The organism is Streptomyces sp. NPDC001135, assembly GCF_053598395.1.
The window spans coordinates 7,895-25,119 of the sequence record NZ_JBSFKD010000049.1 but is presented as its reverse complement, the minus strand read 5'-3'; the positions used below and the strand labels follow the sequence as shown (position 1 = coordinate 25,119).

Below are 17,225 nucleotides of genomic sequence, written 5' to 3'. Positions count from 1 at the left end.
GCTACTCGGCGCCGAGCCGGGCCGCCAGGTCCGGCAGGGAGGTGGCGGTCAGGTCGGCGGGGCGCGCCACCGAGGGGTAGGGGTGCGATGTGCGGCGCAGCCAGGCGGTGGTCAGGCCGGCGCGGCCGGCGCCGTCGATGTCCCAGGGGTGCACCGAGACCAGCAGGGCCTCGTCGGCGGCCACGCCCACGGCGTCCAGGGCGTACGCGTAGGCCTCGCGTGCGGGCTTCCAGCGGCCGGGGCCCGCCACGTCCAGGTGGGTGGTGAAGCAGTCGGTCAGTCCGGCCCGGTCCAGCACGGCACGGGTGGTGTCGGCCGAGCCGTTCGTGAGGGTGGCCAGTCGGTATCCGGCCGCGTGCAGCGCGCGTACGCCTCGGGGCACGTCCGGGTGCAGGGGCAGTTCGGGCAGTCCGGCGAGGACGTACGCCGCGGCCTGTTCCGGGTCGCTGGCGCCCTCTTCGGCGGCCGCCAGCGCCCGCAGACCTTCCCCGGCGACGGCCGCGAAGGAGGCGTGGCCGCCGGCCAGGGTGAGGGCCACGCCGTCGCGCAGCACGCCGGCGAACCAGGCGGTGAGGAGGTGGCCGGGCAGACCGACGTGCTCCAGGCGGGCGGCGAGCGGGGCCATGTCGGTGAGCGTCTCGTTCACGTCGAACAGCAGGACGTAGGGGCGGCGGACAGCGGGCAAGGGGGTCACCTCCGGGCGCGGGGAGGGCGAGCGCCTGGGCCTCGCGTTCCTCCCGGATACCCGGGACTGCCCGACGGCCTCGCGACGGCGGTGCCCACTGGACATTACCGGCACCAGGTGGCGGGCCGTGCGCCGACACACCAGCGGCGGGGCTTCCCGGCTCCCCGGCGCTTCTGTTTGGCCCCGCCCGACGGGGGTACTCCGCGGCCGACCAGGGCGAGAGATGCCGTCGCCGCGCGCATGCGGGAAAATCAGGACAATGAGCGGAAGGAGTGGCCGTGGGTGTGCGCACCTGGATCGACTCCTGGCCGGTCTACCGCCAGCTGACGGGCACCGACCCGCTGGGCCGGGGCGCTGCCGCGAAGAGCGGGCGCAGTGAGCGCCTGCAGCCCCGGGTGGCCACCGCCGACCGGGTGGTGAAGTCCGTCTGCCCGTACTGCGCGGTGGGCTGCGGCCAGAACGTCTACGTCCAGGACGAGCGGGTCACCCAGATCGAGGGCGATCCGGACTCCCCCATCTCGCGCGGCCGGCTGTGCCCCAAGGGCGCGGCGAGCCTGCAGCTGACGACCGGGGACGCACGCGAGCACCAGGTCCTCTACCGGCGTCCGCACGGCACCGAGTGGGAGCGCCTGGACCTCGGTACGGCGATGGACATGATCGCCGACCGGGTGATCGAGGCGCGCCGGGCCGGCTGGGAGTGGGAGGTCGACGAGACCCGCACCCGGCGCACGCTCGGCATCGCGAGCCTCGGCGGGGCCACGCTCGACAACGAAGAGAACTACCTGATCAAGAAGTTGTTCACCGCGCTCGGAGCGATCCAGATCGAGAACCAGGCGCGTGTTTGACACTCCTCCACCGTTCCCAGTCTGGGAACCTCGTTCGGACGCGGCGGCGCGACCACCTTCCAGCAGGACCTGCAGAACGCGGACTGCATCGTCATCGAGGGCTCGAACATGGCCGAGTGCCATCCGGTCGGGTTCCAGTGGGTGATGGAGGCCAAGGCGCGGGGCGCGAAGCTGGTCCATGTCGACCCGCGCTTCACTCGCACCAGCGCCCTCGCCGACCTGCACGTCCCGCTGCGGGCGGGCAGCGACATCGCCTTCCTCGGCGGGATCATCCACTACGTCCTGGAGCACGAGAAGTACTTCCGCGACTACGTCGTGGCGTACAGCAACGCCCCGGTGATCCTGCGGGAGGACTTCCGCGACACCGAGGACCTGGCGGGTGTCTTCTCCGGTCTCGACGCCGAGACCCGCTCCTACGACAACAGCAGCTGGCAGTACGAGGGCACCGAGATCCAGGCGGCATCCGGCGAGCGCGACCAGGAGTACGAGGAGCGCACCGGCGGCGGCAGTTCGGTGACCGAGGCGGCACGCGGCGAGGCGCACGGCTCCGGCGGCGCGGTGATCGGCGAGGGAGAGCCGGAGCGGGACGAGACGCTCACCCACCCGCGCTGTGTCTTCCAGGTGCTCAAGCGGCACTACGCCCGCTACACGCCGGAGATGGTCGAGCAGGTCTGCGGGGTGCCGCAGGACCTGTTCCGGCAGGTGTGCGAGCTGGTCACGGAGAACTCCGGCCGGGACCGCACCACGGCCTTCGCCTATGCGGTGGGCTGGACGCAGCACACGGTCGGGGTGCAGTACATCCGCGCCGCGTGCGTCCTGCAGACCCTGCTCGGCAACATCGGCCGGCCCGGCGGCGGCATCCTCGCACTGCGCGGCCACGCCTCCATCCAGGGTTCCACCGACATCCCCACGCTGTTCAACCTGCTGCCGGGCTACATCCCGATGCCGCACGCCCACCAGAACCAGGACCTGGACGCCTTCGTCGAGGCCGAGGCGGCCCACAAGGGCTACTGGGGCAACATGCGCTCGTACCTGGTGAGCCTGCTCAAGGCGTACTGGGGCGAGGCGGCCACCGAGGACAACGACTTCTGCTTCGACTACCTGCCCCGGCTCACCGGCTCCCACTCGGCGTACGAGACGGCCATGGCGCAGCGGGAGGGCATCTGCAAGGGCTACTTCCTGTTCGGCGAGAACCCCGCGGTGGGCAACGCCAACTCCAAGCTGATGCGGCTCGGGATGGCGAACCTGGACTGGCTGGTCGTGCGTGACTTCTCGCTGATCGAGTCGGCGACCTGGTGGAAGGACGGCCCGGAGACCGAGACCGGGGAGCTGCGTACCGAGGACGTCCGCACCGAGGTGTTCTTCCTGCCGGCCGCCGCGCACACCGAGAAGGACGGCAGCTTCACCAACACCCAGCGGCTGCTGCAGTGGCACCACCAGGCGGTCGAGCCGCCCGGCGAGGCGCGCAGCGACCTGTGGTTCACGTACCACCTGGGGCGGATCATCCGGGAGAAGCTGGCCGGGTCCACCGACGAGATGGACCGGCCGGTGCTCGATCTGGCCTGGGACTATCCGACGCAGGGCCGGCACGCCGAGCCGGACGCGGAGGCCGTCCTCGCCGAGATCAACGGCCATGACGCCGACGGCAACCCGCTCTCGTCGTACGAGCAGCTGAGGCCCGACGGCTCGACCACCTGCGGCTGCTGGATCTACTGCGGTGTCTACGCCGACGGCGTCAACCAGGCGGCCCGCCGCAAGCCCGGCCGCGAACAGGACTGGGTGGCCGCCGAGTGGGCGTGGGCCTGGCCCGCCAACCGCCGCATCCTGTACAACCGTGCCTCCGCCGACCCCGAGGGCAGGCCGTGGAGCGAGCGGAAGGCCCTGGTGTGGTGGGATCCGGAGAAGGGCCAGTGGTCCGGGCACGACGTGCCCGACTTCAAGAAGGACAAGTCACCCGGCCATGAGCCGCCCGAGGACGCGACCGGCCCGGAGGCGTTGTCCGGCACGGACCCGTTCATCATGCAGGCCGACGGCAAGGCCTGGCTGTATGTGCCGTCCGGGCTCACCGACGGCCCGCTGCCGACCCACTACGAACCGCAGGACTCCCCGTTCCCGAATCTCCTCTACGACCAACAGCGCAACCCGGTACGGCAGTTGATGCCATCCGTCCGCGACAACCGCTACCAGCCGAGCGGTGACGAGCCCGGCTCACAGGTGTTCCCGTACGTGGCCACCACCTACCGGCTGACCGAGCACCACACGGCGGGCGGCATGTCCCGCTGGCAGCCGTACCTGGCCGAACTGCAGCCTGAGTTCTTCTGCGAGGTCTCCCCCGAGCTCGCGGCCGAGCGGGGCCTGCAACACACCGGGTGGGCGACGATCGTCAGCGCACGCGGAGTGATCGAGGCGCGGGTGCTGGTGACGGACCGGATGGCGCCGCTGACCGTGCAGGGGCGGCGGCTGCACCAGGTGGGCCTGCCCTACCACTGGGGCCCCAACGGCTACAGCACCGGGGACGCGGCCAACGAGTTGCTGCATCTGTCGCTGGACCCGAACACGCACATCCAGGAGTCGAAGGCGTTCGCCGTGGACATCCGCCCGGGCCGCCGGCCCCGGGGTCCGGCGTCCGTGGAGCTGGTGCGGGCCTACCGGGTCCGGGCGGGCATCGACGAGCACACCGGAACGGAGCCGTGAGTCACCTGAGCACCAGGGAGTGGGAGCCGCGGGGCACCAGCTCCCCCACCACCGGTGCTCCGGGCACCTCGCCCGCCACGAGCAGCCCGCCGGAGGTCTGGGCGTCCGCCAGCAGCAGCCGGGTGTCGGCGTCGGTGGTCCCGAAGTCGGTGTACGGGGCGACCCATTCGAGGTTGCGCCGGGTGCCGCCGCTGACGTAGCCGTCCCGGACGGCCTCCCGCGCGCCGTCCAGGTAGGGGACGGCGGCCGTGTCGACCACGGCGGTCACGCCGGAGGCACGGGCCAGCTTGTGCAGGTGCCCGAGGAACCCGAACCCGGTGACGTCGGTGGCGCAGGTGGCCCCGGCGGCGAGGGCGGCCCCGGCGGCGTCCCGGTTGAGCGCCGTCATCGTGGCGACGGCCTGCTCGAACCGCTCGCCGGTGACCTTGTGCCGGTTGTTCAGCACGCCCACGCCGAGCGGCTTGGTCAGCGACAGCGGCATGCCCGGCCGCCCGGCGTCGTTGCGCAGCAGCCGGTCGGGGTCGGCGAGGCCGGTGACGGCCATGCCGTACTTCGGTTCCGGGTCGTCGACGCTGTGCCCGCCACCGACGTGGCAGCCGGCCTCGGTGGCGATGTCCAGGCCACCGCGCAGCACCTCGCGGGCCAGGTCGAAGGGGAGCCGGTCGCGCGGCCAGGCCAGCAGGTTCACGGCGAGCACCGGCCGGCCGCCCATCGCGTACACGTCGGACAGGGCGTTGGCGGCGGCGATGCGTCCCCAGTCGTAGGGGTCGTCCACGACCGGGGTGAAGAAGTCCGCCGTGCAGACGACCGCCGTCCCCCGGTGGGTGACCACGGCGGCGTCGTCACCGGTGGCGAGCCCGACGAGCAGCGGGGTGTCGCCCCCGGTGAGCGGGGACGCGGTCAGCCCGGCGACCACCTCCTCCAGCTCTCCGGGCGGGATCTTGCAGGCGCAGCCGCCGCCGTGGGCGTACTGCGTGAGCCGGACGGGGGCCCGGCCGATCGGTGCGGATGTCGATGTCATACCGGTGGTCTCCTGGGGCAGTAGCCTGACGAGCGGTGGAGGCGTGTGGGTGCCTGGTGGCCCTCCCGGTCTTCAAAACCGAGGGGCTCGAGGATCTCGGGCCGGCGGGTTCGATTCCCGTCCGCCTCCGTTCACCGCGTCCGAACGGCACCGCCGGCGCTGGTCGTCGACGCGCTCGGTGTGCCCCCGGGCGTCCAGGAACTCCAGCAGCGGTACGGCCACCCGGCGGGTGGTGTCCAGGGCTCGCCGGGCCTCGCTGAGCGTGAACGGCTGGGGCAGGGCACGCAGCACGGCGGCGGCCTCGGTGTCGGCGCCGGGCAGCAGCACGATCCCGTCGGCGATCCGCAGCAGGGCACCGGCGGTGACGGCGGCGGCCAACGCCTTGCGGTCCAGGCCGAGTTCGGCGAGCCGACCGGCCTCGGGGGCGCGGAACGGCGTACGGGCGAGGTCGTCGCACACCGCGTCCACGGCGGCCTGGACGGGCGGGGGGAGAGCGGGGCGGCGACTGTCCGAGGGGTACAACCGGCCGCCGCGGGCGTGGAGTCGGGGGGCCGCTTCGGCCAGGGCGTCGACGAGGGTGCGGTCGGGCAGGCCGAGCAGCCGACGGGCCGCCTCGGCGGGCAGGCCGGGTTCCAGCGGGTGCGCGAGGGCGTGCCGGCCGACCTCGGCGGCCAGCCGGTCCTTCAGGGCGTTCCAGTACGTCGCGTCGGCCAGCCAGTCCCCGGCGGCGTGGACGGGGACGCGCGCCTCACCGGTCCCCGTGCCGGCGGTGTCCGCCGGGTCCTGCCCCTCGGGTGCGGAAGGCGGCGGGACGCCCATCGCCCGCAGGTCGGCTCCCCGGATCAGCTTGCGGCGGCGCAGTTCGGCGGTGCCGTCGGGGCGGCCGGTCATGCCCGCGAGTTCCGCGGCGCGGGCCCGGCCGGCGCCGCGCCGGGCCAGCCGGGGCGGTCGTACGTCGAGGACCGTGACGCCGCACGGCATGCGGCTGCCGCCGGGTTCGCGCAGCACCGCGCGGTCGCCGACCCGCAGGGGCAGGCCCCGGGCGAGGGTGAGCCGGGCCGTGTCCTCGCCCAGCGGGCGTACGGCCACCGGTACGGCGGCGGTGCCGATGTGCAGGGTGACGGAGCGGGGCAGGTCGGCGACCGGCTCACCGGTGACCCGGACGTCGATCACCGCACTGCTCAGCCAGCGGTCCGGGGTCAGGAGCACCAGGCCCCGGCGCAGGCCGTCGTCGCCCGGTCCGTGGACGTTGACCGCCACCCGGGCCACTCCGCTGACCTCCGTCCGCTCCTCCTGCAGGGTCTGCAGCGCGCGCACCCGGAGGACGGCCGTACCGTCCCCGGTGACCAGCCGGTCGCCGACGCGCAGGGTGCCCGCGCCCAGGGTGCCGGTCACGACGGTGCCGTGTCCGCGCACCGTGAAGGCCCGGTCGAGCCAGAGCCGTACGTCGGCGTCGGGGTCGGGATCCGTCAACTCACCTGCCAGCCTGGTCAGTTCATCGCGCAGCTCGTCGAGTCCGGCGCCGGTGACCGCGCTCACCGCGACCGCGGGCACCTTGCCGAGGGAGGTCCGGGACAGCCGTTCGACGGCGTCGCCGCGCACGGGTTCGGGGTCGCCGAGGTCACTACGGGTCACCGCGAGGACGGCGTGCCGGACGCCGAGCGCGTCGAGTACGGCCAGGTGCTCCTCGGACTGGGGCTGCCAGCCCTGGTCGGCGGCGACCACGAACAGCACGGCGGGCACCGGTCCGACGCCGGCCAGCATGGTGGGTACGAAGCGTTCGTGTCCGGGGACGTCGACGAAGGCCAGATGGTCCCCGTGCGGGCCGAGCCGGGTCCACACGAAGCCCAGGTCGAGGGTGAGTCCCCGGCGGCGCTCCTCCTCGTAGCGGTCGGGTTCCATGCCGGTGAGGGCCCGTACCAGGGCGGACTTGCCGTGGTCGACATGGCCGGCGGTGGCGAGCACCCGCATCACGGCCGTCCTTCCCCCGCGGGCCGGGCCGAGCGCACGGCATCGGCCAGCCGTGCGTCGTCCTGTTCGGGCACCGCCCGCAGATCCAGCAGACAGCGGCCCGCCTCCAGGCGTCCGACGACCGGGACGCGGCCGGTGCGCAGCGCGGCGGCGTACGGCTCGGGCAGGGAGAGGGCCGCGCTGGGCAGGGTGACCCCGGGTGCTCCGCCGCCACCGACGGTGGCGGCGGACTCGACGGCCCGTACGTCGATGCCGTCGGCGGCGAGGCTCTCGGCCAGCCGGTCGGCGCGGGCGCGCAGGCGGGCCGGGTCGGCGGTGAGGGCGACGGCGGTCGGGGTGGGCGGTCCGGAGAGGGTGGCCTCCAGCGCGGCCAGGGTCAGTTTGTCGACGCGCAGGGCACGGGCCAGCGGATGCCGGGCGAGGGCGCGGACCAGGTCCCGGTCGCCGAGCAGCAGTCCGCACTGGGGTCCGCCGAGCAGTTTGTCGCCGCTCGCGGTGACGAGCGAGGCGCCCGCGCGCAGCTGTGTCTCGGCGTCGGGTTCCTCCGGCAGCGCCGGATGCGGGGCGAGCAGCCCGGAGCCGATGTCGACGACGACCGGGACGCCGAGACCGGTGAGTTCGGAGATCTCGGCGGACCGCGTGAAGCCCGTGATCCGGAAGTTGGAGGGATGCACCTTGAGCACGAACCCGGTGTCCGGTCCGATCGCGGTGGCGTAGTCGGCGGCGGTCGTGCGGTTGGTCGTACCGACCTCGCGGAGCTGGGCGCCGGTCGCGACGAGCAGGTCGGGCAGGCGGAACCCGTCCCCGATCTCCACCATCTCGCCCCGGCTCACGACGATCTCCCGGCCGGCCGCGAGGGCGGTGGCGGCGAGCACCAGCGCGGCGGCGCCGTTGTTGACGACGTGCACCGCTCCGGCGGCCGGCACCCGCTCGCGCAGGGCGGCGAGGGCGGAGCGGCCCCGGCGGGCGCGTACGCCGGTCGACAGGTCCAGTTCGACGTCCGTGGGCCCGGCGGCCTCCTGCACGGCCTGCCGGGCGGCGGCGGACAGCGGGGCCCGGCCGAGGTTGGTGTGCAGCAGCACCCCGGTGGCGTTGAGCACCGGGCGCAGGCCGCTCGCGGTACCGGGCAGCAGGGCGAGAGCGGTCTGCAGCACCCGCTCGGGCGGGATGCCTCCCTCGCGGGCCCGCTCCTGCGCCTCGTGTACGGCGGCTTTCACCGCGCCGCCGCCGAGCCGGTCCACGGCCGCGGCCAGCCGGGGGTCGCGCAGCAGGTGGTCGGTACGCGGAATGCGACGGCGCTTGTCGGCGCCGTCCGGTGGTCGTGCGGGATCCTCCAGTGGCCGTACGGAGTCCTCCTCCGGCCGCTGTCCGGACTCCTCCAACGGCCGTGCGGAGTCCTCCGCCGCCCGCGCAGAGCCCTCCGGTGGCCGTACCGACTCCCCCGGCGACCGTGCGGAGTCCCCCGACGGCCGTGCACAGTCCCCCGACGGCCGCACGGATTCCCCCGGCGCCCGTGCGGTGTGGTCCCGTGGCCCTGCCGTCGTGCCGGTGCGTCGTTGCGGGGCGGACGAGCCGGGCTGGGCCGCCCCGGCTCGCTGCTCGGCCGCGCTCGCCGTCCGCTGCTCCATGCCGCCGCTGTCCCTCCGGTCCGGCCCGGGCCCGTCCGGGCTGCGCCCATCGTCTCCCAGTGCCCCGGAGTGCCCCGGACCAGCCGTTCGACACGCCGGGAGAGGTGTGGGCACCGGGCACCGCCCGGGTACCCGGCGCCGCATGAGCGACAAGGACCGCACGCACGACGACGAGGACCGCGGTCGGCAGGCCGAAAGGGCCGCGACCGCCGAGCGCGGCGCGCACCGCCGGCGCGAGACGGAGCGCGAGCGCGCCGCCGCCCAGCCGTTCGACCACCCGTACCCGGAGCGCCGGGCGGGGATCCGGGCCCGCCGCCATATGAGCGAGGCCCAGGCCGCCGCGGACCTGCCGCCGGGCATCCCGGGCGGCTACGGCACGACCGGCGGGGGCCGAACCGGCGCCACCGGCGCCGCACATCCGCCGAAGCACCGGGACGCCACGTCACGCAGGGCCCCCGGGAAGCCGGACGGCGACGACCAGGGACCGGTGAACCGCTCCGGCCGGTGACGCGGGACCACGGCCCCCCTGCTCCCCCCTCGCGTGTCACGTCGGCCCGGCCGGCCAGGCCGGGCCGTCCGTGTTCTCGGCACTCCGGGCGTTCCCGGCGTCCGGCTGCGGCCGGGGCGGCGGGGCTTCGCCGGCGGTGAGGTGTTCCAGTACCTCGACCAGTTCCTGGCAGGCCAGCTCCACCGAGCGCCGGGTGTTGCGCTGCTCGGTGATCAGCGCGGACAGCAGGAGCGCGGTCAGGGCCATGGAGCCGTTGAACGCCTGGAGCTTCGCCATGACCTCGATCCGGCTCAGCCCGGCGAAGGGGCCGACGCCGTCCGTCGCGGCGACGGTGGCCAGCACGGACGTCAGCAGCGCGGACAGCACACTGCCCACCAGCTGGAAGCGCAGGGCGGTCCAGATGAGGAGCGGGTAGACGAGGAAGAGCAGACTGACCGTGCTGTAGACCGCAAACGGCACCAGGCAGCCGGCGACGACGGTCAGCGCGGTCGCCTCCTTCCAGCGGGTCAGGGGCGGTGGCCAGCGCACGCGGCGCAGCAACAGCAGGAGCGGGGTGACGATCAGGACGCCCATGGCGTCGCCCACCCACCAGGCCAGCCAGACGAGCCAGAAGTCGGCCGCGTTCAGCTTGTCCGTGAGGACGAGGAGGCCGACGCCGACGGTGGCACTGATGAGTGTGGCGGTCAGTGCGCCCAGGAACACCAGCGCGATGCCGTCCCTCAACCGGCCGAGGTCGGGGTGGAAGCGGGCGCGGCGCAGCAGGAGCGCCGCGCACACCGGTGCGCCGGTCTGGCCGGCAACGGTGATCAGCACGTCGGGGCGGAAACTGGTGATCGACATCACGGCGAAGAAGGCGCCGATCGTGATGCCGGGCCAGCAGCGCAGACCGAGGATCAGCAGGGCGGCGACGGCGACTCCGGTCGGCGGCCAGATGGGGGTGACGACGGCGCCCTCGACGGTGAGTTCGCGCAGGAGTCCGAGCCGGGCGGCGGCGTAGTAGCAGGCGGCGACGGCCAGCACCTGAACGGCGTAGCCGCCCGGCCGGCGCAGAACCTCGAAACCCACCACAGCAGCCATCTCACACCGGCGGCCCCTGGTCGGCGAGGCGAGAGCCGGTGCCGTCCGGCCCTATGGCTGAATCCCCGCCCCGCCCGGGCCGCGGCGGACCGACCCGGTCGGCGTGGGACCGGGGCCCGTCCCGACGAGGCCCGGCCGCCGCGGTCGGCACGAGGCCCGGCCGCCGCGGTCGGCACGAGGCCCGGCCGCCGCGGTCGGCACGGGGTCCGACGCACGCGACAGTGCCCGTCCCCGGCCCCCCTCTCAGCACAGCCGCAGGCAACCGGTGCGCGACAACGCCGAGCCCGGAACCGCCGTCATGAGGGCCGCTGCCGCGTCCGGCGACGGCTCGGGGCCATTGTCGCGGTGGCCCGGCGGCCGGGTGGGTCAGGTGTGGATTCCGTCCAGGCCGACGACGAGGACCGCCGCGTCGTCCTCGTGCCCGATGCTCTCGGCGCCTTTGATCACGGCGGCGGCCAGCGCATGGGCCTCCAGGCCGGCGACGGCGGCGATCCCGGCGAGGCGCACCACCTGGTCGAGGCCGTCCTCGACGGTCAGCGAGGGTCCCTCCACCACGCCGTCGGTGAGCAGCACGAACACGCCGCCGGTGGTGAGCCGGTGCCGGCTCACCGGGAACTGCATCCCGCTGTCGATGCCGAGCGGCGGCCCTCCCTCCTCGTCGACCACGCCGGACTTGCCGTCCGCCGTGGCCCAGACGAACGGGATGTGGCCGGCCCGCGCGCTCTCCAGCACTCCGGTGTCCGGGTCCAGGCGCATGAAGGTACAGGTGGCGAACAGTTCGCTGCCCAGCGAGACCAGCAGGTCGTTGGTGCGGGCGAGGAGTTCGCCCGGCTCACCGGTGACGGAGGCGAGGGCACGCAGCCCGGCGCGCACCTGCCCCATGAAGGCGGCGGCCTCGATGTTGTGCCCCTGGACGTCGCCGATGGACAGCCCGATCCGGCCGTCGGGCAGGGTGAAGGCGTCGTACCAGTCGCCGCCCACGTTGAGGCCGAGGTTGGCCGGTGCGTAGCGGACGGCGAGGTGCAGGCCCGGTGCGGTGGGCAGGTCCCGGGGGAGCATGCCGCGCTGCAGGGCGATGGCCAGCTCGACCCGGGTGCGCTGCAGCTCCGCGCGCTCGCGGGCCTGGGCGGTGAGCGAGCCGAGCCTGGCCAGCAGCTCGTCGCCTTCGTCCGGGGGGCGTTTGCGGGGCATCGATCACTTCCGGCGGGGCGGTGGCCTTCCCTGGACCGGCCGCCTGCATGTTCGGCAAACGCCTCGATTTTACCTATATCGGAAGATCTCACCCTGCGAACGGGTCGCGGTACGGTTCCCGGTCAGCGCACCTCGGAATCGATACCGGTGATCACGGCAGGTCCCAGCGGTGCGCTCCGTTCGTCCAGTCCCGCGCCCCGGAGGGCGGAACCGGCGAGCCGGCGGGCCTCCTCCTCGGCGTGCGGGCCGGTGTCCGCCTCGACGGTCAGGCGGAGCGTGAAGGTGTTGTCCTCGTTGACGCTGAGCACGTCGAGGTCCTCGGCGTTGCCCATCCGGGTGCCGTGCGGGTCGGCGGGCCTGAGCGCCGTGGCCAGGCGGCTGCGGGTGTCGGGCCCGACATCCGCGGTGAAGGTGCCGGGAACGCTGATCACGTACGTCGTCATGACGGTCCTTTCCTCGGGCGTCCCCCCGCCTACCCCGATTCACGGCGTTCGCACGGCGCCCCCGCGGATCAGCCCGTGCAGGCCGGCGGCGGCCGTCCACACCAGGATCGGCAACACGGCGACCCGCTCCATGCCTCCCATGCCGAGGCCGAGGTAGTGGTGGGAGAGGAAGAGCCCAAAGGCGACGAGAGCGACACCGCCCAGCACCGCGCTGCCCCACCGCAACAGGCGCGGCACGCCGTCGGCGAGAACGCATCCGGCCAGCAGCAGGCCCGTGTTGCCCGTCGCCATGATCAGCAGGGCGCCGAGCACATGCTGGTTCTCGAGCACGTCCGCGGGCGCGAGCCCGACCAGGACGAACCCGGCGCCGGCCCCCGCGAGCAGCAACCGGCACAGAACCGCCGCGGTGCCGCGCCGCCAGAGCGAGGCCGTCAGCACGACGCCGACGACGAGGAGCACGCCGAGGGTGACGAACGAGGTGTTCATCAGGGCGTGGCGGGGAGAGCAGACGTACCGCGGCTCGGGGTCTGCCTGCCAGGCGCAGCGCGCGTTGCCGAGATCGCTGATGTTGTTCCGCGCCCAGCTGTACGGCCGTGCCCACACCGACTCGGTGAGGCCGTGGCACACGAAGAACTGCGCCGCCCCCGTGGCCCACGCCGCACGCCCGATCCTGTCCCGCATCCGTTCGCCTCCCTGCCCCCGACCCGTGTCACGGCAAGCCGATCACGAGGCGGGCGAGCGGCACACTGCGGCAGGCCCCCGCATCCCTGGTACGGGCATCCCCCGGCACCCGCCGGGGCCGGACGGGCCGTGAACCGGGTGGCACCCGGGTGCGCTCCAGCGCTAGCGTGACCCCCATGTCGAGTCCCGAGGCATCCAGGCGCTAGCCACCGGCGGTCCGGTGGCGTTCTCGTCGTTTCTCCCACGAGGCCGTAACGGCTTCCGCCCTCAAGGGCGTTGAGGCCCCGCGTCGTACGCCGGCACCGGACCGTCGATCCGCATCCCGCTGTCCGTCCACGACACGGTGTGTGGAGTTCTGATGCCTTTCGCTCTGTACCTGCTCGGGCTGGCCGTCTTCGCCCAGGGCACCTCCGAGTTCACGGTGTCCGGCCTGGTGCCGGACATCGCCCGGGACCTGGGGGTCTCGGTGCCCGCCGCGGGCACGCTGACGTCCGCCTTCGCCGTCGGCATGATCGTGGGAGCGCCGCTGATGGCGCTGCTGGGCCGGGGGCGGCCGAGGCGGCGGTCACTGCTGGTGTTCCTCGGCGTGTTCCTGGTCGTCCATCTCGTCGGTGCGCTCACCGGCGACTTCGGCGTGCTGCTGGCCACCCGGGTGCTGGCGGCCCTGGCCAACGCCGGTTTCCTGGCCGTCGGGCTCGTGGCGGCGACCGGCATGGTCGCGCCGGACGCCAAGGGGCGGGCCACCTCGGTCCTGCTCGGCGGCACCACGCTCGCGTGTGTGGTGGGCGTGCCGGCGGGCGCCGCGCTGGGTCAAGTGCTGGGCCGGCGCTCGGCGTTCTGGGCGGTGGCCCTGATCTCCGCGCCCGCGCTCGCTGCGATCGCCCGCTCGGTGCCGGGTGGCCGGGGCGAGCCGGACGGCACCGGCACCGGTTTGCGCGAGGAACTGCGGGCGCTGCGCCGGCTCCGGCTGCTGCTGACGCCCTGTCTCGCCGCGCTCGTCAACGGCGCGACCTTCTGCACCTTCACCTACCTCGCGCCGTTGGCCACGGACGTGACCGGGCTCGGGGCGCGGTGGGTGCCGGCCGTGCTGGCGCTGTTCGGCGCCGGCGCGTTCGCCGGGGTGACCTCGGCGGGCCGGCTGGCGGACCGGCGGCCGCTGCCGGTCCTGGCCGCGGGCGGGTCCGCGTTGCTCACCGGCTGGCTGCTGCTCGCGCTGGCCGCCGGGCACACCGTGGCGGCCCTCCTCCTCGTCCCGCTCCAGGGCCTCCTGGCGTTCGGGGTCGGTGCGACGCTGATCACCCGCGTGCTGTACGAGGCGACGGACGCCCCGTCGCTCGCGGGCGCGTTCGCGACGTCGGCGCTGAACGCCGGCGCCGCCCTGGGTCCGGTGCTGGGCGGCGCCGCGATCGGCGGCGGGCTCGGCTACCGCTCACCGGTCTGGATCAGCGCCCTGCTGGTGGGCACGGCACTCGCCGTCCTCGGCGGCGAGTGCCGTGGCGGGCGGGAGCGGCAGCCCGGGTGACGAGCCGGCGGTGGCTCACAGCGGGGAGCGGGCCACCGCCGTCACATAGGCGCCGAACAAGAGGGACACGACGGTCAGGGCGCCGTAGACGACCACGGCGTGGGCCGGCCGTTGCCGCCAACTGCGGGCCAGGGCGCGGGCCATGGGGAACAGGAGCGGGAAGGCGGGCAGCAGGAACCGCGGCTTGGAGGAGAAGGAGCCGGAGCCGCCCACCACGAGCAGGATCAGGACCCCGGCGAAGACCACCAGGACCAGCGGGGCGCGTTCCAGGCACAGCAGCGCGAACAGCAGTACGCCGACCGCGACGATCGCCAGGGCCGCCGGGTAGACGACGCCCCCGCCGTGCAGCAGCAGGGCTTTCACGAAGCGCGCCGATCCGACGCCGAAGTCGAAGCGGGAGTCCCAGGCGCTCTGCACCTTGAAGTAGCCGCCGAGCACGTCTCCTATCCGGCTGCCCACCCACAGCACATAGCCGAGCCAGCCCAGCGGGGCCAGTACGGCACCAACCCACAGGGTCACCGGCACCCGGCCGCGCTGCCGCAGCGCCTCGTACCCGGCGGCGAGGGAGACGGCCACGGCGATCGCGAAACCGCTCGGCCGGGACAGTCCGGCCAGCGCGGCCAGCGTCCCGGCCCACAGCCAGCGGCCCTTCAGCACGCAGTACAGGGACCAGACCGCGAGCGCGGCGAACAGCGACTCGGTGTAGGCGATGGTCAGTTCGACGGAGTGCGGCAGGGCGGCCCACAGGGCGACCAGCGCGGTGGCGACCCCGCGGCCGTAGAGGTGGTGGCCGATGACGTACACGCCGTACGCCGCCACGCCCGCGGCGGCCCAGGCGATGAGCAGCGCGGCCTGGCCGGGGGTGAACGGCAGGACCGTGGTCAGCGCCCTGATGAGCCCCGGATACAGCGGGAAGAACGCCCAGTCGCTCTGGACGGCGCCCTCCGGGGTGATCCAGATCTTGTGTCCGTAGCCCTGGGCCGCGATGTGCAGGTACCAGCGGGAGTCCCAGGAGTGGGCCAGGGTCCGAAGGAGCGGGTGCCCCCTGAGCGCGTTCGTGAGTATCACCGCGAGGACCCCGGCGAGCCGGACGGCCGCGAACAGGGCGAGGGCCGGCAGCGCGCCCTCGGGGCTCCCGCGCCGGGCGATCCTGGGCAGGCCGGGGCGGCGGAGGGGACCGGAAGGGGCGGCCGACTCGGGCGGCCGGGGTACGGAAGAGGTGCTCACTCTGTTGACCTTGGGCACGCCAGGTAAGACGTGCAAATCACGACCCGGGTTTCTTACGTACTTCCACCCCGATTCAGGAATTGGTCAAGGAATGGGTGCAAATCCCTTACCTGCCCACCCCCTCGGGGGGCACCTGAGGGGTGTGGTTACCATATGAGCGCTGCCTAGCTCGAAAGATGGACCCGTGACTGTCAACGACGACTCGTTCACCAACTGGAAGATCCGCGAGGAGATCGCGGAGTCGATGATCCCGCTCATCGGGAAGCTGCACCGCGAGCAGGACGTGACCGTCCTGCTGCACAGCCGCTCCCTGGTGAACAAGTCGGTGGTCAGCATCCTCAAGACGCACCGTTTCGCGCGGCAGATCGCCGGCGCGGAGCTGTCGGTCACCGAGACCATGCCGTTCCTCGAGGCCCTGACCGCTCTCGACCTCGGGCCCTCCCAGATCGACCTGGGCATGCTGGCCACCACCTACAAGGCCGACGACCGCGGCCTGAGCGTGGCGGAGTTCACCGCGGAGGCCGTCGCCGGCGCCACCGGCGCGAACAAGATCGAGCGCCGTGAGCCGCGCGACGTCGTCCTGTACGGCTTCGGCCGCATCGGCCGGCTCGTGGCCCGCCTGCTGATCGAGAAGGCCGGGTCCGGCAACGGCCTGCGCCTGCGGGCGATCGTGGTCCGCGGCGGTGGCGCCCAGGACATCGTCAAGCGCGCCTCGCTGCTGCGCCGCGACTCCATCCACGGCCAGTTCCAGGGCACGATCACCGTGGACGAGGACGCCAGCACGATCGTGGCCAACGGCAACGAGATCAAGGTGATCTACGCCGACGACCCGTCGCACGTGGACTACACCGAGTACGGCATCCGGGACGCCATCCTCATCGACAACACCGGCAAGTGGCGCGACCGCGAGGGCCTGTCCAAGCACCTGCGCCCCGGCATCGAGAAGGTCGTGCTGACCGCGCCGGGCAAGGGCGACGTCCCGAACATCGTGCACGGCGTCAACCACGACACCATCAAGCCGGACGAGCAGATCCTGTCCTGCGCCTCCTGCACCACCAACGCGATCGTGCCGCCGCTGAAGGCGATGGACGACGAGTACGGTGTGCTGCGCGGCCACGTGGAGACCGTCCACTCGTTCACCAACGACCAGAACCTGCTGGACAACTACCACAAGTCCGAGCGCCGCGGCCGTTCCGCGCCGCTCAACATGGTGATCACCGAGACCGGTGCCGCCTCCGCCGTCGCCAAGGCCCTGCCGGACCTGAAGGCGAAGATCAGCGGCAGCTCGATCCGCGTCCCCGTGCCGGACGTCTCGATCGCGATCCTCAACCTGCAGCTGTCCCGTGAGGCCACCCGCGAGGAGGTCCACGACTACCTCCGTGAGGTGTCGCTGACCTCGCCGCTCAAGCGCCAGATCGACTTCATCACGGCGCCCGACGCGGTCTCCAGCGACTTCATCGGCTCGCGCCACGCCTCGATCGTGGACGCCGGCGCCCTCAAGGTCGACGGCGACAACGCCATCCTCTACCTCTGGTACGACAACGAGTTCGGCTACTCCTGCCAGGTCGTCCGGGTCGTCCAGCACGTCTCGGGCGTGGAGTACCCGACGTACCCGGCGACGGCCGTCTGACGGGTCCTTGCGTAGCCGTCACCGGTGGTGGCGGGGAACAGCCGGCCGTTCCACACGTCCGCCAGCCCGGCACGCTCCAGTGAGGTCCGGATCAGTTCGGGC

The 17,225-nt window shown here is 73.5% G+C and carries 12 protein-coding genes, 1 tRNA gene and 2 pseudogenes; 5 read left to right on the top strand and 10 right to left on the bottom strand.

Going from position 1 to position 17,225, the window contains the following annotated elements; translation table 11 throughout:
- Position 1: 1 nt before the first annotated feature.
- Positions 2 to 685: a haloacid dehalogenase type II gene (locus tag ACWC94_RS38665; protein WP_351241231.1), complete on the bottom strand. Its 684-nt coding sequence runs from the start codon at positions 683 to 685 to the stop codon at positions 2 to 4.
- 278 nt (positions 686 to 963) lie between these two features.
- Here ACWC94_RS38665 and fdh point away from each other — a divergent pair, with 278 nt between their 5' ends.
- Entirely contained in the window at positions 964 to 4,224 is a 3,261-nt protein-coding gene (gene fdh, locus ACWC94_RS38660) for a formate dehydrogenase (protein ID WP_450801995.1), read from the top strand.
- A gap of 1 nt (position 4,225) precedes the next feature.
- On the opposite strand, the gene selD is transcribed toward fdh, so the two are convergent.
- Positions 4,226 to 5,245 carry a selenide, water dikinase SelD gene (gene selD / locus ACWC94_RS38655; protein WP_450801994.1) on the bottom strand — a complete coding sequence of 340 codons (1,020 nt, stop codon included), beginning with the start codon at positions 5,243 to 5,245 and terminating at the stop codon, positions 4,226 to 4,228.
- Positions 5,246 to 5,282: 37 nt separating this feature from the next.
- On the opposite strand from selD, the gene ACWC94_RS38650 reads away from it, so the two are divergent.
- Positions 5,283 to 5,375, top strand: a tRNA-Sec gene (locus ACWC94_RS38650).
- 8 nt (positions 5,376 to 5,383) lie between these two features.
- Here the strand turns inward: ACWC94_RS38650 and ACWC94_RS38645 are convergent.
- Positions 5,384 to 7,216: pseudogene (locus ACWC94_RS38645) on the bottom strand (SelB domain-containing protein); the annotation flags it as partial.
- Positions 7,216 to 8,553 carry an L-seryl-tRNA(Sec) selenium transferase gene (selA, locus tag ACWC94_RS38640; protein WP_450802046.1) on the bottom strand — a complete coding sequence of 446 codons (1,338 nt, stop codon included), beginning with the start codon at positions 8,551 to 8,553 and terminating at the stop codon, positions 7,216 to 7,218. The gene selA and the pseudogene ACWC94_RS38645, both read right to left, overlap by 1 nt.
- 433 nt (positions 8,554 to 8,986) lie before the next feature.
- Here selA and ACWC94_RS38635 point away from each other — a divergent pair, with 433 nt between their 5' ends.
- Entirely contained in the window at positions 8,987 to 9,352 is a 366-nt protein-coding gene (locus ACWC94_RS38635) for a hypothetical protein (RefSeq protein WP_450801993.1), read from the top strand.
- A gap of 36 nt (positions 9,353 to 9,388) precedes the next feature.
- Here ACWC94_RS38635 and ACWC94_RS38630 read toward each other — a convergent pair whose 3' ends face one another.
- The 4 genes from ACWC94_RS38630 to ACWC94_RS38615 all read right to left on the bottom strand — a co-directional run bounded on the left by ACWC94_RS38630 (position 9,389) and on the right by ACWC94_RS38615 (position 12,744).
- The gene (locus tag ACWC94_RS38630; protein ID WP_450802044.1) at positions 9,389 to 10,420 is read right to left on the bottom strand and encodes an MASE1 domain-containing protein; all 1,032 of its coding nucleotides are present in this window, start codon (positions 10,418 to 10,420) and stop codon (positions 9,389 to 9,391) included.
- A 375-nt stretch (positions 10,421 to 10,795) separates the two neighbouring features.
- Entirely contained in the window at positions 10,796 to 11,620 is an 825-nt protein-coding gene (locus tag ACWC94_RS38625; protein ID WP_450801991.1) for a PP2C family protein-serine/threonine phosphatase, read from the bottom strand.
- A gap of 122 nt (positions 11,621 to 11,742) precedes the next feature.
- Complete coding sequence (locus ACWC94_RS38620) at positions 11,743 to 12,063, bottom strand: hypothetical protein (RefSeq protein ID WP_450801989.1); 321 nt, start codon at positions 12,061 to 12,063, stop codon at positions 11,743 to 11,745.
- 39 nt (positions 12,064 to 12,102) lie between these two features.
- Positions 12,103 to 12,744 carry a DUF998 domain-containing protein gene (locus ACWC94_RS38615; protein ID WP_450801987.1) on the bottom strand — a complete coding sequence of 214 codons (642 nt, stop codon included), beginning with the start codon at positions 12,742 to 12,744 and terminating at the stop codon, positions 12,103 to 12,105.
- A gap of 358 nt (positions 12,745 to 13,102) precedes the next feature.
- Here ACWC94_RS38615 and ACWC94_RS38610 point away from each other — a divergent pair, with 358 nt between their 5' ends.
- Positions 13,103 to 14,266, top strand: a complete 1,164-nt coding sequence (locus ACWC94_RS38610) for a Cmx/CmrA family chloramphenicol efflux MFS transporter (protein ID WP_450801985.1) — start codon at positions 13,103 to 13,105, stop codon at positions 14,264 to 14,266.
- Between the two features lie 15 nt (positions 14,267 to 14,281).
- Here the strand turns inward: ACWC94_RS38610 and ACWC94_RS38605 are convergent, their stop codons facing one another.
- A complete protein-coding gene (locus ACWC94_RS38605; RefSeq protein ID WP_450801984.1) occupies positions 14,282 to 15,493 on the bottom strand; it encodes a hypothetical protein in 1,212 nt (403 codons plus the stop codon).
- 184 nt (positions 15,494 to 15,677) lie between these two features.
- Here ACWC94_RS38605 and ACWC94_RS38600 point away from each other — a divergent pair, with 184 nt between their 5' ends.
- On the top strand, positions 15,678 to 17,123 hold the full coding sequence (locus ACWC94_RS38600) for a glyceraldehyde-3-phosphate dehydrogenase (protein WP_450801982.1): 1,446 nt from the start codon (positions 15,678 to 15,680) through the stop codon (positions 17,121 to 17,123).
- Here ACWC94_RS38600 and ACWC94_RS38595 read toward each other — a convergent pair.
- Positions 17,045 to 17,225, bottom strand: a pseudogene (locus ACWC94_RS38595) (hypothetical protein); the annotation flags it as partial. The gene ACWC94_RS38600 and the pseudogene ACWC94_RS38595 sit on opposite strands and share 79 nt — an antisense overlap.